General features: G+C 59.6%; 15 protein-coding genes and 1 tRNA gene. 3 read left to right on the top strand and 13 right to left on the bottom strand.

Annotated features, from left to right (window positions below; genetic code table 11):
• Positions 1-38: 38 nt before the first annotated feature.
• The 4 genes from ISN39_RS02405 to ISN39_RS02390 form a co-directional block, all read right to left on the bottom strand.
• A complete protein-coding gene (locus tag ISN39_RS02405; protein WP_194729056.1) occupies positions 39-458 on the bottom strand; it encodes an MAPEG family protein in 420 nt (139 codons plus the stop codon).
• A gap of 67 nt (positions 459-525) precedes the next feature.
• Positions 526-1,086: a hypothetical protein gene (locus tag ISN39_RS02400; RefSeq protein ID WP_194729055.1), complete on the bottom strand. Its 561-nt coding sequence runs from the start codon at positions 1,084-1,086 to the stop codon at positions 526-528.
• Positions 1,087-1,088: 2 nt separating this feature from the next.
• Complete coding sequence (gene guaB, locus ISN39_RS02395; protein WP_074066783.1) at positions 1,089-2,573, bottom strand: IMP dehydrogenase; 1,485 nt, start codon at positions 2,571-2,573, stop codon at positions 1,089-1,091.
• Positions 2,558-2,866, bottom strand: coding sequence for a hypothetical protein (locus ISN39_RS02390; protein ID WP_194729054.1), 309 nt, complete (start codon positions 2,864-2,866; stop codon positions 2,558-2,560). Before ISN39_RS02390 ends, guaB begins: the two co-directional genes overlap by 16 nt.
• Before the next feature lie 251 nt (positions 2,867-3,117).
• Between ISN39_RS02390 and ISN39_RS02385 the strand changes: the two genes are divergently transcribed.
• Entirely contained in the window at positions 3,118-4,539 is a 1,422-nt protein-coding gene (locus tag ISN39_RS02385) for a DHA2 family efflux MFS transporter permease subunit (protein ID WP_194729053.1), read from the top strand.
• Positions 4,540-4,545: 6 nt separating this feature from the next.
• Here ISN39_RS02385 and ISN39_RS02380 read toward each other — a convergent pair whose 3' ends face one another.
• The 3 genes from ISN39_RS02380 to ISN39_RS02370 are packed head-to-tail and all read right to left on the bottom strand — an operon-like array spanning position 4,546 to position 7,292.
• Positions 4,546-4,929, bottom strand: a complete 384-nt coding sequence (locus ISN39_RS02380; RefSeq protein WP_194729052.1) for a VOC family protein — start codon at positions 4,927-4,929, stop codon at positions 4,546-4,548.
• Positions 4,930-4,987: 58 nt separating this feature from the next.
• Positions 4,988-5,707 (bottom strand): RlmE family RNA methyltransferase, encoded by a 720-nt coding sequence (locus ISN39_RS02375; protein ID WP_194729051.1) that lies wholly within the window; start codon positions 5,705-5,707, stop codon positions 4,988-4,990.
• Between the two features lie 7 nt (positions 5,708-5,714).
• Positions 5,715-7,292 carry a Ppx/GppA phosphatase family protein gene (locus tag ISN39_RS02370; protein WP_194729050.1) on the bottom strand — a complete coding sequence of 526 codons (1,578 nt, stop codon included), beginning with the start codon at positions 7,290-7,292 and terminating at the stop codon, positions 5,715-5,717.
• A 246-nt stretch (positions 7,293-7,538) separates the two neighbouring features.
• On the opposite strand from ISN39_RS02370, the gene ISN39_RS02365 reads away from it, so the two are divergent.
• Positions 7,539-7,612 (top strand) — tRNA-Gln (locus ISN39_RS02365).
• 158 nt (positions 7,613-7,770) lie between these two features.
• Positions 7,771-8,739 (top strand): DUF6538 domain-containing protein, encoded by a 969-nt coding sequence (locus ISN39_RS02360; RefSeq protein WP_348651975.1) that lies wholly within the window; start codon positions 7,771-7,773, stop codon positions 8,737-8,739.
• Between the two features lie 199 nt (positions 8,740-8,938).
• Here the strand turns inward: ISN39_RS02360 and ISN39_RS02355 are convergent, their stop codons facing one another.
• The 6 genes from ISN39_RS02355 to ISN39_RS02330 form a co-directional block, all read right to left on the bottom strand.
• Positions 8,939-9,868, bottom strand: a complete 930-nt coding sequence (locus ISN39_RS02355) for a toll/interleukin-1 receptor domain-containing protein (RefSeq protein WP_194729049.1) — start codon at positions 9,866-9,868, stop codon at positions 8,939-8,941.
• A gap of 50 nt (positions 9,869-9,918) precedes the next feature.
• Positions 9,919-10,392 carry a hypothetical protein gene (locus ISN39_RS02350; protein WP_194729048.1) on the bottom strand — a complete coding sequence of 158 codons (474 nt, stop codon included), beginning with the start codon at positions 10,390-10,392 and terminating at the stop codon, positions 9,919-9,921.
• A gap of 15 nt (positions 10,393-10,407) precedes the next feature.
• On the bottom strand, positions 10,408-10,893 hold the full coding sequence (locus ISN39_RS02345) for a GNAT family N-acetyltransferase (protein ID WP_194729047.1): 486 nt from the start codon (positions 10,891-10,893) through the stop codon (positions 10,408-10,410).
• Positions 10,883-11,368: a hypothetical protein gene (locus ISN39_RS02340; protein ID WP_194729046.1), complete on the bottom strand. Its 486-nt coding sequence runs from the start codon at positions 11,366-11,368 to the stop codon at positions 10,883-10,885. The genes ISN39_RS02345 and ISN39_RS02340 overlap by 11 nt, the downstream gene beginning before the upstream one ends.
• Before the next feature lie 232 nt (positions 11,369-11,600).
• Positions 11,601-15,119, bottom strand: a complete 3,519-nt coding sequence (locus ISN39_RS02335; protein ID WP_281438302.1) for a DUF3427 domain-containing protein — start codon at positions 15,117-15,119, stop codon at positions 11,601-11,603.
• Positions 15,120-15,843: 724 nt separating this feature from the next.
• The gene (locus ISN39_RS02330; protein WP_194729044.1) at positions 15,844-17,034 is read right to left on the bottom strand and encodes an aminotransferase class I/II-fold pyridoxal phosphate-dependent enzyme; all 1,191 of its coding nucleotides are present in this window, start codon (positions 17,032-17,034) and stop codon (positions 15,844-15,846) included.
• Positions 17,035-17,169 lie beyond the last annotated feature (135 nt).

Here is a 17,169-nt window from a genome sequence, read left to right as displayed (position 1 = left end):
GATAGGTCAGCCGACGATAACGCAGGAACAAAACTGCGTTACCCGCTGAAAGCCATCCAGCCGGCAAGCCACGCCCACATGGCACCAAGCACGACGTATCCGGCAGCAAAGAGCGGACTGCGCAAGCGCATGCGGTTGCTCGTCACATGCACGAAAGCGTGGGCATACCGCAACGCCACGAAGATCCAGGCGAGCACGAGGGCGCCCAGATTGTCGGCCTCGGTGATGTAAAGCAGGATGCAGCAGACATAAAAGAGAACCGGCAGCTCGAACTGATTGGCGATGCTGTTCTTGACGAAAAGGCTTTCCGGCGGCTCGCTGCGGTTTTCGCGATAGTCCGAAAGCTTCACATTGCCGGCTTGCACCGCCTTCCGGCGGCGGATGCTGAGCAGCATGTAGAGGCCATAGACCAGCGCGACGTGGGCAATGATGGGCCAGAACATTTCGTAGCCGGTCATAGGGTCTCCTCTGCGGCTTCACTCATATTTTTCAAGGCAGTAGAGGAAAGTTCCGGCACTTTCCAGCCTATCGCCCGTCGACACCGCCGGGTGTCAGACGGATCAGGACGAAACGAAGGATGACGATTGCCGAAACGGCGAGTGCTGCGAATTTCAGCTTTGTCATCCAGGGCAGCCACGCGGCGGCGGGTGCGGCGGCGCTGCTGTCACCGAAAGCAATCAGGCTGGAGAAATTCTCGGCATAATCGGCAAAGCAGTAGATGAACGGCAGAACGTAGATCGCCTTGATGAACGCTGGATGCATCGGTTTGCCGAAATAGCTGCCGCCCGGCTGGAGCTTCACAACAATCGTGAAGAGAAGCATCGTCACCAGCGCCGGCAGGACGAGCTCCGGGCCAAGATACATGCTCCGCAGCAGCGCACGCGCGACATCGTTTTCGCTCAGCACATTCTGCATGGCGGTAACCGTAGGCTGATCATAGCCGGTGAAATAGGTGTCGAGCACCGTTTCTCCGGTTTCATGCCGGAATGGCAGGACGAACCCGAAGGTCGTCCATGCCAACACTGCGAGGCAGAGAATGGCAAGCAGCCCGATCATCCAGGAGGGTATCCGGCTGCCCGCAGTCACGATCAGGCGCCTACGCCCGGATAGTTCGGGCTCTCGCGGGTAATCGTCACGTCATGGGCATGGCTTTCGCGAAGGCCGGCGCCGGAGATGCGAACGAAGGTCGCGCGTTCCTGGAACTCCTTGATATCCTTGCCGCCGACATAACCCATCGCTGCCCTCAAGCCGCCCGTGAGCTGGTGCAGGACGCCGGAGACCGGACCCTTATAAGGAACCTGGCCTTCGATGCCCTCCGGCACGAGCTTCAGCGTGTCGCGGACTTCTGCCTGGAAGTAGCGGTCTGCCGAGCCGCGCGCCATGGCGCCGACCGATCCCATGCCGCGATAGGCTTTGAAGGAGCGGCCCTGATAGAGATAGACTTCGCCCGGGCTTTCATCGGTACCGGCGAGCAGCGAGCCGATCATGACGGCAGAAGCGCCGCAAGCCATCGCCTTGGCAAGGTCGCCCGAGAACTTGATGCCGCCGTCGGCGATGACCGGAATATCCTGAGCGCGCGCGGCCTCGACAGCCGACATGATGGCGGCGAGTTGCGGCACGCCGACACCGGCGACTATGCGCGTCGTGCAGATCGAGCCCGGGCCGATGCCGACCTTGACGGCATCCGCACCGGCATCGATCAGTGCCTTGGTGCCGTCCGAGGTTGCGACGTTGCCGGCCATGATGCGAACCGAGTTGGACAGCTTCTTGACGCGGGTGACGGCGTCGAGGACGCGCTGCGAATGCCCGTGCGCAGTATCGACGACGAGCAGATCGACGCCGGCTTCGATCAGGCGCTCGGCACGCTCGAAGCCATCATCGCCGACGCTGATGGCGGCGGCAGCGCGAAGACGGCCTTGCGCATCCTTGGAAGCGTTCGGGTTCAGCTGCGACTTTTCGATATCCTTGACGGTGATGAGGCCAACGCAGCGGCCTTGCGGATCGACGACCAGCAGCTTTTCGATGCGGTGCGAATGCAGCAGGCGCTTGGCCTCCTGCTGATCGACATTCTCCTTGACCGTGACGAGGTTATCCCGCGTCATCAGCTCGTGGACCTTCTGGGCCGGATCGGAGGCAAAGCGGACGTCGCGGTTTGTCAGGATGCCCACGAGGCGGCCCGACTTCTCAACGACCGGAATGCCGGAAATGCCGTGCGTCTTCATCAGAGACAGCGCTTCGGCAAGCGTCGCATCCGGGCCGATCGTCACCGGATTGATGACCATGCCGCTTTCGAACTTCTTGACTTGCCGAACCTGCTCGGCCTGCTCGATCGGGGTCAGATTGCGATGAATGACACCGAGACCGCCGGCCTGCGCCATGGCGATCGCCAATCGGCTTTCGGTGACGGTATCCATTGCGGAGGAGAGGATCGGGATGTTCAGGTCGAAATCGGTCGCGATGCGCGTTGCGATGTTCGTCTGACCGGGCATGACCTCAGAGTGACCGGGCTGCAAGAGCACGTCGTCGAAGGTGAGCGCGTCCGCTCCGGTTGCCGTTTCTATGATGCGAGCCATGGCCAATTTCCTTCAATTAAGAAAAATGCGACCCACCCGGAACGAATCGTCCGCACCGGCGGTGTGCAAGGGTTGCTTTGGAAGTTGGCGAGGGCTCGTAACACGTCTATGACAGGAAGGGAATAGCAAAACGCCGGCGCATGCACCGGGTGCGTAATGGCTGCCATGCGCGCCTGGATCAGATGTCCAACTGGTAGGTCTTCGGCAGGAAACGGTGGCCCGTTGTTAAAATAGACGGCCGAAAATGCCTGCATCAAAAAGCGCGGCCGCTTCATTGCCAACGAAACTGCCATATATCCATTCTCCAATAACGGCGGTGGTCGCGCCGCGCAGACCCCTCTCGCTCTCCGTCCGGGATTCTTGCTGCGGCGGCCTGAACCTATGTCGATTTTGAAAGGAAAAGTTGCCGGGAACCGCCGTCTCACGCACACGTGATGCAAACCCGCAGCTCCCGCAGTTTCAGGGATTGGCAGAGGCGGCAACTGGGACTACACAGCACGGGCCTCCGAGCCATCCTCCCAAGAGTCGCCCAAGGCTTTTGCCTATGAACCGCATTGTTCCGCTGATCCTCGCCGTCGCGCTCTTCATGGAGCAGATGGATTCCACCGTCATTTCGACCGCCCTGCCCGCGATCGCCAGCGACCTGCATGTCGGGCCGATCACGCTGAAGCTGGCGCTGACCTCCTACATGGTGTCGCTTGCGGTTTTCATTCCAGTCAGCGGCTGGATGGCGGACAGGTTCGGCGCCAAGCGCATCTTCCGGCTTGCGATCTGCGTCTTCGTCATCGGCTCGATCTTCTGTGCAGCATCTTCCAATCTGGTCGAGTTCGTCTTCGCCCGCTTCCTGCAAGGCATGGGCGGCGCGATGATGACGCCGGTCGGCCGGCTCGTTCTCCTGCGCACCACCCAGCGGAGCGAACTGGTTTCCGCCATGGCGCTGCTGACGATTCCCGCCCTTGTCGGTCCGCTCGCCGGTCCGCCGCTCGGCGGCTTCATCACCACCTATTTCAGCTGGCACTGGATCTTCCTGATCAACGTGCCGGTCGGCATCATCGGCGTCTGGCTTGCAACAATCTTTCTGCCGGAGGTTGAAGCAACCATGCCGCCGAAACTGGACTTCACCGGCTTCATGCTGACCTCGCTTTCCGCCGCGGGTGTCGTTTTCGGCCTCTCGGTCGTAAGCCTTCCGGCGCTGCCGCCGGCAATCGGTGTCACATCCACCTTGACCGGCTTCCTTTGCGGCTATCTTTATGTGCGCCACGCCAAGCGCCACCCAGCCCCGATCCTGAACCTGAACCTCTTCCGCAACCCGACCTTCCGCACTGCGACGACTGGCGGCAACCTGTTCCGCATCTGCGTCGGCGCCATGCCCTTCCTGACGCCGCTGATGCTGCAGCTCGGCTTTGGCCTGACACCGTTCCAGTCCGGCCTCATCACCTTTTCCGGCGCAATCGGCGCGATCACTACCAAATTCATGGCACGGCGCGTTTTCGCCGCCACCGGCTTCCGCGCGACGCTTCTTTCGGCAGCCGCGGTCACAACGATCGTCACAATCACGACAGGCTTCTTCACGCCCGCAACGCCGCATCTCGTCATCATCACGGTGTTGCTCATCGGCGGCTTCTCGCGCTCGTTCATGTTCACCGGCGTGAACGCGCTGGCCTTTGCGGACATTGAGGATCGAGAAGCGAGCCAGGCCACATCGATGAGCTCGGTGATGCAGCAGATCAGCCTCGCGCTCGGCGTTGCCGTGGCCGCAGCGATCCTCGAGACATCCATCTATTTCCGCGGCGAGGCACTGCAGGTCGCCGACTTCCATCTGGCCTTCTACGTCATCGCCGGACTGACGGTCGTAGCGATGATCCCCTTCATTCGCATGGACAGGAATGCAGGGGCGCTGGTTTCGGGCCATCGCGCCAAGCGGATCGGCCCAGCCATCGAGACCGAGCAACAAGCGGTGAAATAAGCCCTGCTATTCCGGCTTTTCGCAGACGGCGGCAAGCTTGTTGCCGTCAGGATCGCGGATATAGGCGGCGTAGAAATTCGCATGATAGGAGCGCAAGCCGGGCTTGCCGTCATCAGTACCGCCCGCCGCGAGGGCCGCCGCATAGAACGCATCGACATGCGCGCGCGTTTCAGCGCTGAGCGCGATCATCGAACCGTTGCCGGCGGTGGCACGGCGGCGGTTGAACGGCGTGACGATCCAGAGGCGCGAGCGGGTGTCGCCATCGGCGGAGTAGCCGATCTCCTCGTCAGAGAGACGCTGAAGCTTGTAACCGAGCACCGGCAGAACGGCGTCATAGAAGCGCCGTGCGCGCTCGATGTCATTGGTTCCGAGAGTGACGTAGAGTAGCATCAGATAGTGGCATTCCAATCCTGCAAGCCGCCATCATCGCCACAGACGAAGCCAAAGATCAAGCTTCCACAGCGTCCGTGACCGGCTTGCGGCCTTTGAAGCCCTTCGCCAGCAGGAACATCTCGACCGATTCGGCACGAGAGGAAGCCGGTTTGACGTGCACCACCTGACGGAAATGCTGCTTCAGCATGTTGAGCAATTCGCGCTCCGTGCCGCCCTGAAAGGTCTTGGCGAGGAAATGGCCGCCTTCGCCCAGAACGTCGACGGCAAAATGCGCGGCAACTTCGCAGAGATGCATCGTCCGCAGATGGTCCGTGCGGTGGTGGCCGGTCGTGGGGGCCGCCATGTCGGACATCACCAGATCCGGCGTACCGCCGACCGCTTCCATCAGTTTCGTCGGCGCGTCCGGATCGAGAAAGTCGAGCTGCAGGATCGTCACGCCGGGAAGCGGCGCCATTTCCAGAAAGTCGATGGCCGCGACGCGGACATCCTCGTCGGTCGAGCCCGTCACCTTGGCGGCGATCTGCGACCAGCTGCCCGGTGCGGCGCCAAGGTCGATGATGCGGCGCGCGCCTTTGAGGATATTGTGCTTCTCGTCGATCTCCAGAAGCTTGAAGGCAGCCCGCGCCCGGTAGCCCTCAAGCTGCGCGCGCTGCACGTAGGGATCGTTGATATGGCGTTGCAGCCATTGCCGCGAGGAGGCCTTGAGCTTCTTCTTCTTGACGCGCTGGCCGAGCTTGCGGCCGGTGCGGTTGCCCGCGATCGGTGCCTTGGTCATTCTGTCCCTACCTTGCGCGCTGGCCGCGGCGGTTTCGATGGCGCCGCCAGACGCCGTCGTCCGCCATCATGTCGGTCAAGAGGCCTTCTCTCAAGCCGCGGTCGGCGACGCGCATGCGCGGGCTCGGCCAGCGGCGGCGAATTGCCTCCAGAATGGCACAGCCGGCGAGCACCAGGTCAGCGCGGTCCGGCCCGATGCAGGGATTGGCGGCGCGGCTCTCGAAATCCCACGAGAGAAGCTTCGCCTGCATGGCTGAAACCTCGTCATCCGAAAGCCAGATGCCATCCACCTTGCGGCGGTCGTAGCGCGGCAGGTCGAGATGGACCCCCGCCAGCGTCGTCACCGTGCCGGACGTGCCGATCAGGTGAAAATCGCCGGAATGTGCGACCTCGATTTCCGGGCAGTCGAACCGCGCAAGCATGCCCCCCACCTCCGATACCATGGTCTCGAAGCTCTCCGGCGTCACATGCTGCCCGCCGTGGCGCTCGGAAAGCGTGACGACGCCGACCGGCAGCGAGGTCCAGTGAGTGATGTGATTGGCAAGGCGGCTGAACCGATTCTCGCCGATGCGGATGACCGCGATTTCCGAGGAGCCGCCGCCGATATCGAAAAGCACGACGGAACGCGTTTCGCGGCCGACCAGTGACGAGCAGCCGGATACCGCAAGGCGGGCTTCCGTTTCGCGGTCGATGATCTCGAGTTCGAGGCCGGTCTCGGCAACGACGCGATCGAGGAAAATGGCGCCGTTTGCGGCCTGACGGCAGGCTTCGGTGGCGATCAGTCGCATGCGGCGGATCTCGCGGCTTTTCAATTTTCCGGCGCAGACGCGCAGCGCATCGACGGCGCGGTCCATCGCCTCGTTGGAAAGGCGGCCGCTCGCGGCAAGCCCCTCGCCGAGGCGCACGATGCGCGAAAAGGCATCGACGACGCGGAACTGGCCCGGCCGGGTGGGCTGGGCAATCAGCAGGCGGCAGTTGTTCGTGCCGAGGTCGAGCGCGGCATAAAGTTCGTCCGGCCAGGGGTGCTCGGCGGCCTGATCGCGGCGCTCGCGTTCAGGCGGCCGGCCGCCGCGATTGAAGCCATCGTTTCGAGGCTCGGAATGCCCATTGGCCTTGGCTATTGTTGGGGCTCTCGCAATGGCGGGATCCCTGGCAACGGCGGCAGGCTGGGCGGCGATCCCCGGCTGGCCGACCGGCTTGCCAGGCGCCAGCGGACGGCCCTGCAGGCCGCGCTTTCCGCGATGCTTGCGCCGATTGCGGCGGCTGGATGAAGCGTCGCCATCCGCCTGCGCGGCCGAAGCCGGCTTTTCATGCTGCTGGATAGCTGGGGATGCGCCGTCATGCCGCTGGCCGCCGTTACCGCGGCGGCGGCGTTTGCGCTTGCGGGCCGGGTTCCCGGCTGCAGCTTCCATCGGGCGCGCTGCCTCTCCGGATGTCTCGGAGGGGGCCTGCGAAGCGGCATGAGGCGCGTTGCGGGACTGACCGCCCCGTTTGCCCTTTCGGCGCCGGGATTTCTTGCCGTCCCTGCGCACTGCCGCTGACGCCCCGTCAAATTGCGGCTTTGCGCCGCCTTCGGGGTCTTCCACGTTCGTTTTCCACGCGCCGCGCAAGTCCATGACGGTATGCAGCAGGCGCTCATTAGATTTTTGCGTTGCCGCGAGAATACCAGCGCGATGCAAAATCGCCAAATTCTTTTTGGATTCAAAAATCGAGACCCGCTCAACCTCACCCGATTAGGGCGCAGAAATTTTTCCAAACAGTATTTGCATTCCTCCGGCTTTTGTTTATAAGCGCCGCACACCAGCGGAGCCGCTTTGCCGGCCGCGCCCTGCTGGGGAATAGTTCAATGGTAGAACAGCGGACTCTGACTCCGTCGATCTTGGTTCGAATCCAGGTTCCCCAGCCAATTCTCTCTAAAACCCCTTAATTCCTTGATTTTCCAGTCGTGCCGGATATCGTTTTGGCATCATTGGCGACCTGATGCCCAGAACTGTAGCCCACAGGTGATGCCCGCGCGAAAAGTGTGTGGTGACGTCGCAGGTGGCAGGCAAGGGCAACTATCGCATGGCGGTCCGCCACGACGTCGAAAACCTCATTCGCCGCGGTAACATCTTTTACTGGCGCGCACGTGTTCCCACTTCATTTGTCAGGTGCCGTCCGGGCAACCGGCTTTCACTGAGCCTTCATTGTTCCGATCATAAAAAGGCACAGATGATTGGCCGAAAACTCAACGTGCGCTTGGCCGAACTGAGGATGAATTCGAAGGAAGTGATGTCCACGAAGGAGCAATTGCAAAAGCTTTTCGAGCACGAGCGGGACAGCATGCTGGCGCATCTCGAAAATGTCGCCACCGCTGCTAGACGGAATGGTCGCCCGGCGGAAATCGAAGAGCTGGAGCTCGACCTCGAGAATGGCTGGGCCTACAAGTTGCTCGCGATGTACGGCATCCGGCACCGGCTGACCCTTGCGGACGGCTGCAACGGCCAGACCTTTCTTCTCGTCAACGGCGTCCCCGCCTCGCACATCGACGCTATCCGGTCGAACTATTTCGAGCAGTTGCACGTCGCCAACAGCCGTGTTTTCCAGGACGGCATCCGCGCGCTTATGCAGCAGTTCGGTATCGACGCCCATCCCCTGAACCACGAGAAGGCGATGAAAGCCTATTTCGGCGGACGAGCGGAAGCACTGCTCGACGTCGACGATCGACACCCCCTCGCCGACCGAAGTCTCAGTGAGTTCATGGGTGGGTCAAGGCTGAACCACCAACCCACCGCGTCAACGTCGACGCAGGCGGGCCAACCGCCGATTGCCCCTCATACCTCCGCTATCGCGCCAGTCTCTCTCGCTCCCGAGCCTCCTGCAATTGTCACCCTCGATCTCCAGTCGGCACCGCGTCCCGTCGTCCCCGAGCACGGAGACGTTTCGAAGGGCAGGCCCGTCATCCCGATCGCGAACTTCGAGGTTGAATGTGAACAGCTCGTCAAGAACATGAAAGAGGCCTGGGATGAGAGCACAGCAAGAGGCAGTCTCTAAATTTAACCACTCGCGTTGCGAGCTGCCAGCTCTTGAGCCTTAACCCGTTACGCTCGATGAAGCCTTCAGCATCGTGGTGGTTATGTCTGCGATGACGGAAAACCGTTCCTTCTTTACGTGATGGTGTAGCGAAGCCGCCCTCGGCGTGAATGGATCGGAAACTTCGGTGGGTGGGGATTGCGCCGAGCTACTATAGACATTAACCGCCAGGCCCAAACAGCCTATCGTTCCATTCGCGGTTGCTGATCTTGCCAGCTCGATATTCGTAGTTCAGTTCAAGTCTACGGCGGGCCTCGTCTTGCGTTTTTCCCCAAGAGCTTTGGATCGACGCTTTTCTTGCCATCTCCGTCTTCGGCCGAGCGTGGCACTGCCATTGATCCCGCTCCGTCTGTGGCGCAGAACATATTATTTCGTAATCCACGAACTTGGGAAACCGCGGGTCCTTTGTACATAGGCTCTCAACGGTCCCGCCGAAGCGCTGAAAGCCGCACCCAAACGTTTCCCTCATATCCCAATATTTTTCTTCAGGGTCAGCCGGCGCTTGAATCCTGTCAGAGAGACCAGATCCACAATAGGGGCATTGGTACTCTTCGATTTGCTCCTGCAAATCCTCCATCTGCTCGCGCAGCTCTTCAATCTCACTCTGCAGTTTTTCGAGCGTCTCACCACTAGCCATCTCTTCGAGGTCGGCGCGGGGATGCTGGCTGTAAAGATCAGGCCTAACGAGGCGGAGGATTTGTATCGCCGCCTCGTTAGCATCGACGTGCTGAGTGTCGATCGCCAACTTGTCAGCCAGGGACGGACTAAACGCAGCGACGTCAGCTCTCGTCACGCCGAGCCAGATCGGTACAATTTTCCGATCCTCCTCGACGTTAAGATTCAGCAGTGCGCGATATTCATGCTGCGTCCATTTCCGATCGATAAACCGGGGGCTGATGACCACGATGCCAAACGCAGACTGGGCGATACCCTTTTCGATCGCCTCGGCTATGCTGTCACCGAGGCCGATCGAGAACTCGTCGTACCAGACGTTGACTCCTAGTCTGCGTAGGGCTTCAGCAAAGGGGCGCACAAAGCTGTCTTTATCGGGGGAGGCGTGACTGATAAATACGTCGTGCTTTTTCGCCATGCCCATCCCCCTTCCGTGGCCTTGTGATATCCGCGAGCGCGCGGCGAAATCTACAGGAAAAATTGCCCTTCGGCTTCATAGCCTTCCGGATTTGGATCGGGAATAGCACGAAGCTTTTCCTTCATGTCAGCCCGAAGATAGGTGTCGAATATATTGCGTTTGCCATTTCCCTGAAGGTGCTTGCCGGTTTTCCGCTCAAGCCAGGCGCTGGCGGTCGCGCCTACAAATTTCGGGTAATGGGCTTTTTTCGCTAATGGCCTGCCGAGACTGAACATCTCGCGTGCGTTTCCTGAGGATTCGGCTTGAGGGTGTTTCGAGTGGTCGTAGTTCCACCAAACTGAAACACGCAGCTCGCCCACGCTGATGCTATTCCAGAGTACCACGGACGGATATCCGGCAATACAGGCAAACAGGCGACCATCCTCGTCGGTTGGAGCATCACCGGGCGGGGCAGCAAGGGATATTCTGCCCTGCTTAATTGCCTCGTTCACCCCTAAGACCAGCAATTTCCGGTAGCCGTCCATAAGCCCCTCCCCTGATTATCTGACATACAAGGTGAGCGTTTCACCATTGTCGTTTTTATATTCCTGGCCGCTTTTCACAAAGCCAGCTCGTGGCAATACCTTGTGCATGGCCGCGTTTGAGGTGGTTGCAAACAAGCGTTCTCCAGCCGCTAGAGCAACGATTGCGTTCGCCAGTCTCGGGGACAAGTTCTGCCCCTGCATTGAAGGATCCACGACGACGTAGCCCAGCTCGTAGGGATAATCTTTTTCAGGGATCGGAAACCCAGCGCTTTTACCTATACGCGCTCTGTAGCTTTCAATAGGGATTTTCAGAGCTGCAATGCCAACAATCGTTCCACCACGTTCTAGGTAGACGAGAGCCTTTGCTTTCAGGAGGCGCTTTTCGACTTTGGCCGGATCAGCAGGAATAGCGCCACCCCCACGGATCAGCTCAACAAATCTTGTAAGGCTATCTTTCGGCAACTCGTCGGGCGCGCACGTGACCAGGGCATCATCCTGCATGCCTACTTCCCTTCTGTTTGAAGGCATCGAGCAGGTCAGGTCGCGTTGCTAGCAAGAGTTCGACGTTGATAGCCATCGCTTGCGCGCGGGCCTGATCGCCATCACGTTCATAATCCGCTTGGAGGTTTACCATGGCGTGGAAAGCATTCCTCAAGAACATTCCTGAGCCACGGCGTGGCGGTAACACGGCTTGAAACATAGCGGGCAGGATAATTGCCGCTACCAGAGCACCGACACCTTGTTGCCAGCCATTCAAATACCAAACCCACGCCGCATCAGCGAACAACGCAACCCAGACAGCGATGGTGAAATTTGTGAGCCAAGGCGGCGTAAGCGTATTCTGGTACTGGATCGGTTGCACACCTAACCCATGCTTTTCGGCCATGAGTGCGCCTGCTTCTTGCAGCGTCGCGGAGTAAGAAAGGGCCTTGCCTGCGCCGGCCGCAATGACAAGTAGAATGATCCATTGAAGCATCCCCATCCCCAATTCTTAGGCAGCATCATCGACGCATTCCCACCTCTTGTCATTGTATACTCGGGTCACTTCACTGCATAGTGGCAGCTTATGGGAGTTCAAGTCGAAAGTGCGAATGACCAACTTGAGGCGCTCAGCTGCCGCGGCGTCTCGGCAAGTTGACCTAAAGACGGAAATCATTTCCGCATTAGCGCACACAGCCCGCCGCCTAATCGACCCATCAGCGTTCTGTTCAGCTCTTCAGCTGTGACAGAAGCGTCACTGGGACCGCCTCCCGGAGTCGCCATGTCACGGTAATCGGCATCTCGCCTGTCCAGGTTTCGAAATCCACTTCGCCACAATAGATAAACGGTGCCGGCTTGGGCCCGATCTTCTTCGTCTTGCGGACGAGCAAGTGGATGTGAAGACCCAGTGCTTGATGGTCGCGGATCATCTCGCCATGCTTCGATTGTTGCTTGGTCCTGTTCTGGCTTTGCCAGGAGAATTCCGTGGCTGAGGTGAAGTGATCAGTATAGCGGTGCTCGTCCATCATCCCCTCCTTCTCCAAGGTGACGAGCAGAAAGATGTGAGGCGGTTTCGGCACGAAACCAGCGTTCCACGTCGCCTGATCGAAGGTTAGGCCGAAGACCGGGGGGATAGCCTCGCGCAAATAGCGTTCCCAAAGCCGAAGGCTGGCCTGTGCCTGGCTCTGTGCGCCCATCGGCTCCATGCGCCAGACATCGCTTTGGAACCGGAATCGGACACGATCGCCTTTGCCCGGCAGTCCGGCATCGTCGCCGAACCACCCGCGAAGGATGGTGGGCAACTGGTTGGACGGATCGCCGGGTCTTCGCACAACGTTAATCGCGATCTTGGCAACTGTTGCCTCCATCGGCTGATCGTCTACAATAACGTCCAAGGGACCCTCCGGCAGCTGTCCCGCGCCCGACGTATTCGGGAGGAATAGGATAGGTTGGCCGCTCGTGTTTCGGGCGACGCGGCAAACGGCATCCGCCCGTTCGTTGGGGCCACCGCTCCTGCTTAGATATTGCGCGAGACGCCAATCGAGGATTTCCCGCAAAAGTTGGCTGAACGTCTCTCTGTCCCGTGTCGCTCTTACTAAGCGGAATTGATCTTCTCCCAAAATAAAATAGGGAGCGCCGTCGCTATCCCGCAGCTTCGTCAGGACATCGATCGGAAACCTTAGCAGGAGCGATTTAAGCGCTTTCCGATCCGCGAGATCGACAGAGAAATCCTGCTGAAGCTTATGGACTCGAGAGGCCAACTGCGCGACGCGCTCGACGAGCTCATCGACGGTACAGCGGTCCCGCACGGTCTCCTCATCGAACAGTGCGAGAAGCGTCACGAGCTTGTAGCTTCGGGTTAATTCGGTCTTCTCCATCTCCTGAAAGAAATCCCGATGCTCCAACCAGGTCGATCGTTCCAGATCGTCCAACCCACGCATGCGTTGCACGAAACCAATCCAGGAACGTTCGCTGCTGCTTCTTGGATTGTTACCTGAGTGGAAAACCTCTGACGCCGTTGGGCGGACGCCATGCCGCTCCAGGAAGTCGCGGTAAAAGTCTTCCAGTGCATTCTCGGTGCTGGCTGGTTTCACCAGCATGCGCAGTATGTCGAGCGCCTCGAGGTCGTAGGTCACTTCACAACCGGTGGGCAGATTGATCTGATCGCCTTGCAGCCGTTCCAGGAGCTCGCGGATATGGCCACCAGAAGACGCATCGACATTCGCAATCGAGGCGATCGCACGCAACTTCGTGAGGAAGATACGATGGTTGCCGATATAGTCGATGACAACGAGACGCTTCTTGTTTGCGGATTTTCGCAAACCGCGGCCGAGCTGTTGCAGCCAGATTATAGTCGATTCCGTTGGCCGCAACATCAACACGGTATCGATACTTGGGACATCGACACCTTCGTTGAACATGTCAACGGCAAACACTACCTCGAGTTCGCCTGCTTCCAGTCTCTGCAGCGACGTAGCCCGAGGTGCGGAGTTGATGCCGGAATGGACGGCGACGGCCGGCACGCCGTGGCGGTTGAAGAAGTCGGCCATGAAATCGGCATGTGTCTGGGAGCAGCAGAAGCCGATGCACTTCGTCCCGCCGCGCAGTCGGTACTGTTCGAGCGCGTTCTGCGCTCGTGCTTCTGTGGCGACAGCAGCGGTGAGTTCTGTGATGTCGAACTGCGCGCTGCGCCAGGGGATGTTTCGATAATCTACATTGTCCGGGACGCCGAAGTAATGAAAGGGGCAGAGATGCCCGGCTTCTATCCCCAGATGGACACCGGCCTGGAAGACTAGGTTCTCTTGGCACAGACCGAGGAGATCAGCTCCATCGCTCCGCTCAGGCGTCGCCGTCAGACCGAGGAGGAACTTTGGTTCGAAGTAATCGATGATGCGTCGGTAGGTGGTCGCTGCTGCGTGATGGAACTCATCGATGACGATATAATCGAAGGTGCCCGGTCGAAATTGCTTGATCTGGTTCACCTTGCCGAGAGTTTGAACGGAGGCGAAAAGGAGATCGGCATCCGTGTCCTTGTAATCGCCCGACAACCTTCCGATCCGAGCTGTCGGTCGCACGCGTCGAAATGTCTCGATCGCCTGATTGAGTATTTCCTCGCGGTGGGCGACGAAGAGGATGCGACGATATTCGAGGCGATCGCTGTCGAAGGCCGCCAGCCAAGTCTTACCAAGACCGGTAGCGAGCACAACAAGGCCCGCAGTAAATCCGTCCTGCCGTGTGTGCTCGAGCGCTGCGAGAGCCTGCCGTTGGATGGCGTGGGGTTCGGGAGGGGGCAGCGGCGGCTCGTATGCTAAGCCAGCATCCTTGAAGCCTAGCGGATTCCTCCGGCTTTCATAGCGGTCGATCCACTCCGGCGTGACGGAGACGGCGCTATAGGAATTGAACAGGTCTTCGAAGCCATTGGTGATCTGGGGGAAGGCCGATCGGTCGTGGCTGGAAATGACCTTGTAGTTCCACTCGATGGATGTGGTCAGCGCCGCCTCTGACAGGTTGGAACTGCCGACGAATGCCACGCCCTCCTTGCCCGATAAAAAGATATAGGTCTTGAGGTGAAATCCCTGCGCCGCAGCCTCGAAGACCCGGAACGTCAGATCGCCGTCGAGATCGGCCAGACGCCGCAGTGCCATCGGCTCCGTCACGTCCATGTAGTCGCCGACGAGAATTCGGGCTCGTCCACCGCGGGCCAGAAAATCTTTCAGATGTTCGACGATCAGTCTGGCGCCGCTATCAAGCAGAAATGCTACGGCGATGTCGCAGGCGTTCGCCTCGTCCATATGCATGATGAGATGGGGCAGAAGGTGGTCGCTTCCGCCAGTGACCAAGCGCTTTAACGCTTCGGTGCTGCTCACCTCCTGGGCTAGGTAGTTGGCCTTGTGCGGGATAACATGCCTGATGCCGCCTCTCGGATCGTCGACGTCACCTAGGTAGCGCGGAATGACATGCAGGTGAAAATGGGAGACCGTTTGTCCTGCAGCCTCAGCCAGATTAAAGCCGACGTTGTACCCATCCGACTTATGCCTTCGTTCGATCTCGATTTTTGCCCTGTCGATGTTCTGCCAGATTGCCTGCTTCTCGTCCGCTGAAAGATCGTCCCATGTCGCCGCATGCCGTCGTGGAACGATGAGTAAATGTCCTTGCGACACCGGGAAGCCGTCCCACAGGGCGACGACTTGATCGTCCATAAAGGCGATGCGGCTCAGTTCGGCGGTGCAGAAAGGGCATTGGATCATCGGTAAACTATGGGCTGTGTCGCCGAAGCATCCCAGGATGGCTGATGCTTTTCCACACAATGATTTTTGAGAACCCGCCGCGTTTTCGGCACCTGGCTGAGGCGCCGTCCAATGTGGAACCGTGAGGTGGAAGCGCGTTCAATCTAAGGAAGAGAATTTGGAGCAGCTTCGATTCAAGGTTGCTTTGGCGCAAACTTGACGCCTCGCCGATTCACCGAGACGATCACTTCTGGGACGCGGCAGGAGCTATGACGGGAATGAGCGGTCGTTAACAAGGTGATGGCCAGACAACAACTTCGCCCCAAAAGCGGAAATTATTGCCGGTATACCCCTCCTGTTGACTGAGGCCCAAAGCCAGGGCACAAAGGTGGCATCCACGGTCGCTCGCGACGGAAAAACAGAGGGAATTTCAAGGCTATCTTGTTAAGCCATTGAAATCATGTGAGAATCCAAGGTCCCCAGGCAGGCACAATCTGGGCTTGTAGCGCTCGATTTTCTGGATCACCGACGTCTTCCGGATTCCTCCGATTTTGCAATTACTTCCACCTTTTCTCGGCGGATCACCCGCTCCATTATCAAGTGAGGATTGCAATCTACGATCGTACAATAATTTAGCTGGGGACCCAGTTTCCTGCAACAGGATCTTCCGCTTCGCGCCACAAGCGGACTAAATGTGTCCGATCCGACGTCAGCAGCCCCCGTGTGGGCTACTGCTCGCCAGGAGTTAGGCTGCGACTTCCCTTATCGCTCGCGCAAAGACGGGCAAAGAGCGCTCCACCATGCCGTCGTTTGCAGTCAAACTGATCCGCAGACGTCCAGGCAATTGGGCGACGCTGCCGGGCAGCACCCAGACACCGTCAGTTGCGAGACGTGCCGCGAAGGCCATGTCGTCCGGTATTGGGGAGCGTGGAATGAGATAGAAGGTACCTTCAGGCACCGGCAGGTCGTATCCCGCTGCCCTCAAGCCTTCGACCATGCGATCGCGGCGCCGCGCGAGGGCTGCGACATCTATGCTGAGCTTCTCGAGATCAGGCAGTGCCCGCTGCAGGGTACGGCCGGCAAAAGCCCAACCGTGCGAAACCTGCGCCATGTCGACAGCCTCACGCAGCCTTATGCGATCAGCCTCGGGCATGTCCGCCCCGAGTGCGAGCCAGCCCAGGCGCTCGCCGGGCGCGAGCAAGGTCTTGCCGAAGGAATAGGCGATCAGCGTGTGCGGGTAGCTCTCGGCCGGACTGATATGCGCATGGCCGTCAAACACCAGTCGCGCATAGGGCTCGTCGGCAAGGAGATAAATCACCTTGCCAAATCTTTCGGACGCGGCCACGAGCTTGTCGGCGAGCGCGTCGAGTTGAGCGCGGGGAAAGATGCGGCCGGTCGGGTTGTGCGGCGTGTTGACCACTACCACGCGGGTGCGCGGGGTGATCGCTGCCTCGATCCTTTCGAGATCGAGGTCATAGGTTCCCGGTGCTAGGTCGACGGCGACGGGTGTCCCTGCCGCGCCGCGAATCTGGGCACCATAGGCAAACCAGCCGGGACGCGGATAGATGACCTCCTCTCCCACCTCGAGCACGGCGAGCAGCGCGGCCGCTATCGCGCCGAACCCTCCCGCGGTGATCGCAATGTCGTCTGGCTTGTAGTCACGGCTTCGCGCCTGACTGAGCGAACGGGCCACCGTTTCGCGCGCCAGCGCTTCGTACTTTTTATAACCGAACCAGTGAACATCCTGGGGCTCGACGTGGCGGATCAATGCATCGACAAATCCACGCAACGGCGTTTCCTGCGGATTGCCGAACATGAAATCGCAGGCATCAGGCCCCAAGCCGTCGCCCTCCAGGACGTTTCGCGCAAAATCCATGACCGTGCGCATTTCCTCGGTGACGGAGAGCATCCGGCTGGACACGGTGGCGATTGGCACGACGCACCCCCCTGCTGCAGGCGGCGCATGTCCCTCGACGAAACCGCCCCTTGCCTGCATTACCATTTTTGGCGGCATGCGCGTAGCAGAAAGTTCTTGTGTATTTTCCGATGCGCAATCTGCAGAGGACCGACG

Origin of the sequence: Rhizobium sp. 007 (assembly GCF_015353075.1) — a bacterium.
Taxonomy (GTDB): domain Bacteria; phylum Pseudomonadota; class Alphaproteobacteria; order Rhizobiales; family Rhizobiaceae; genus Rhizobium.
This window is presented reverse-complemented; position numbering and strand designations above follow the sequence as displayed.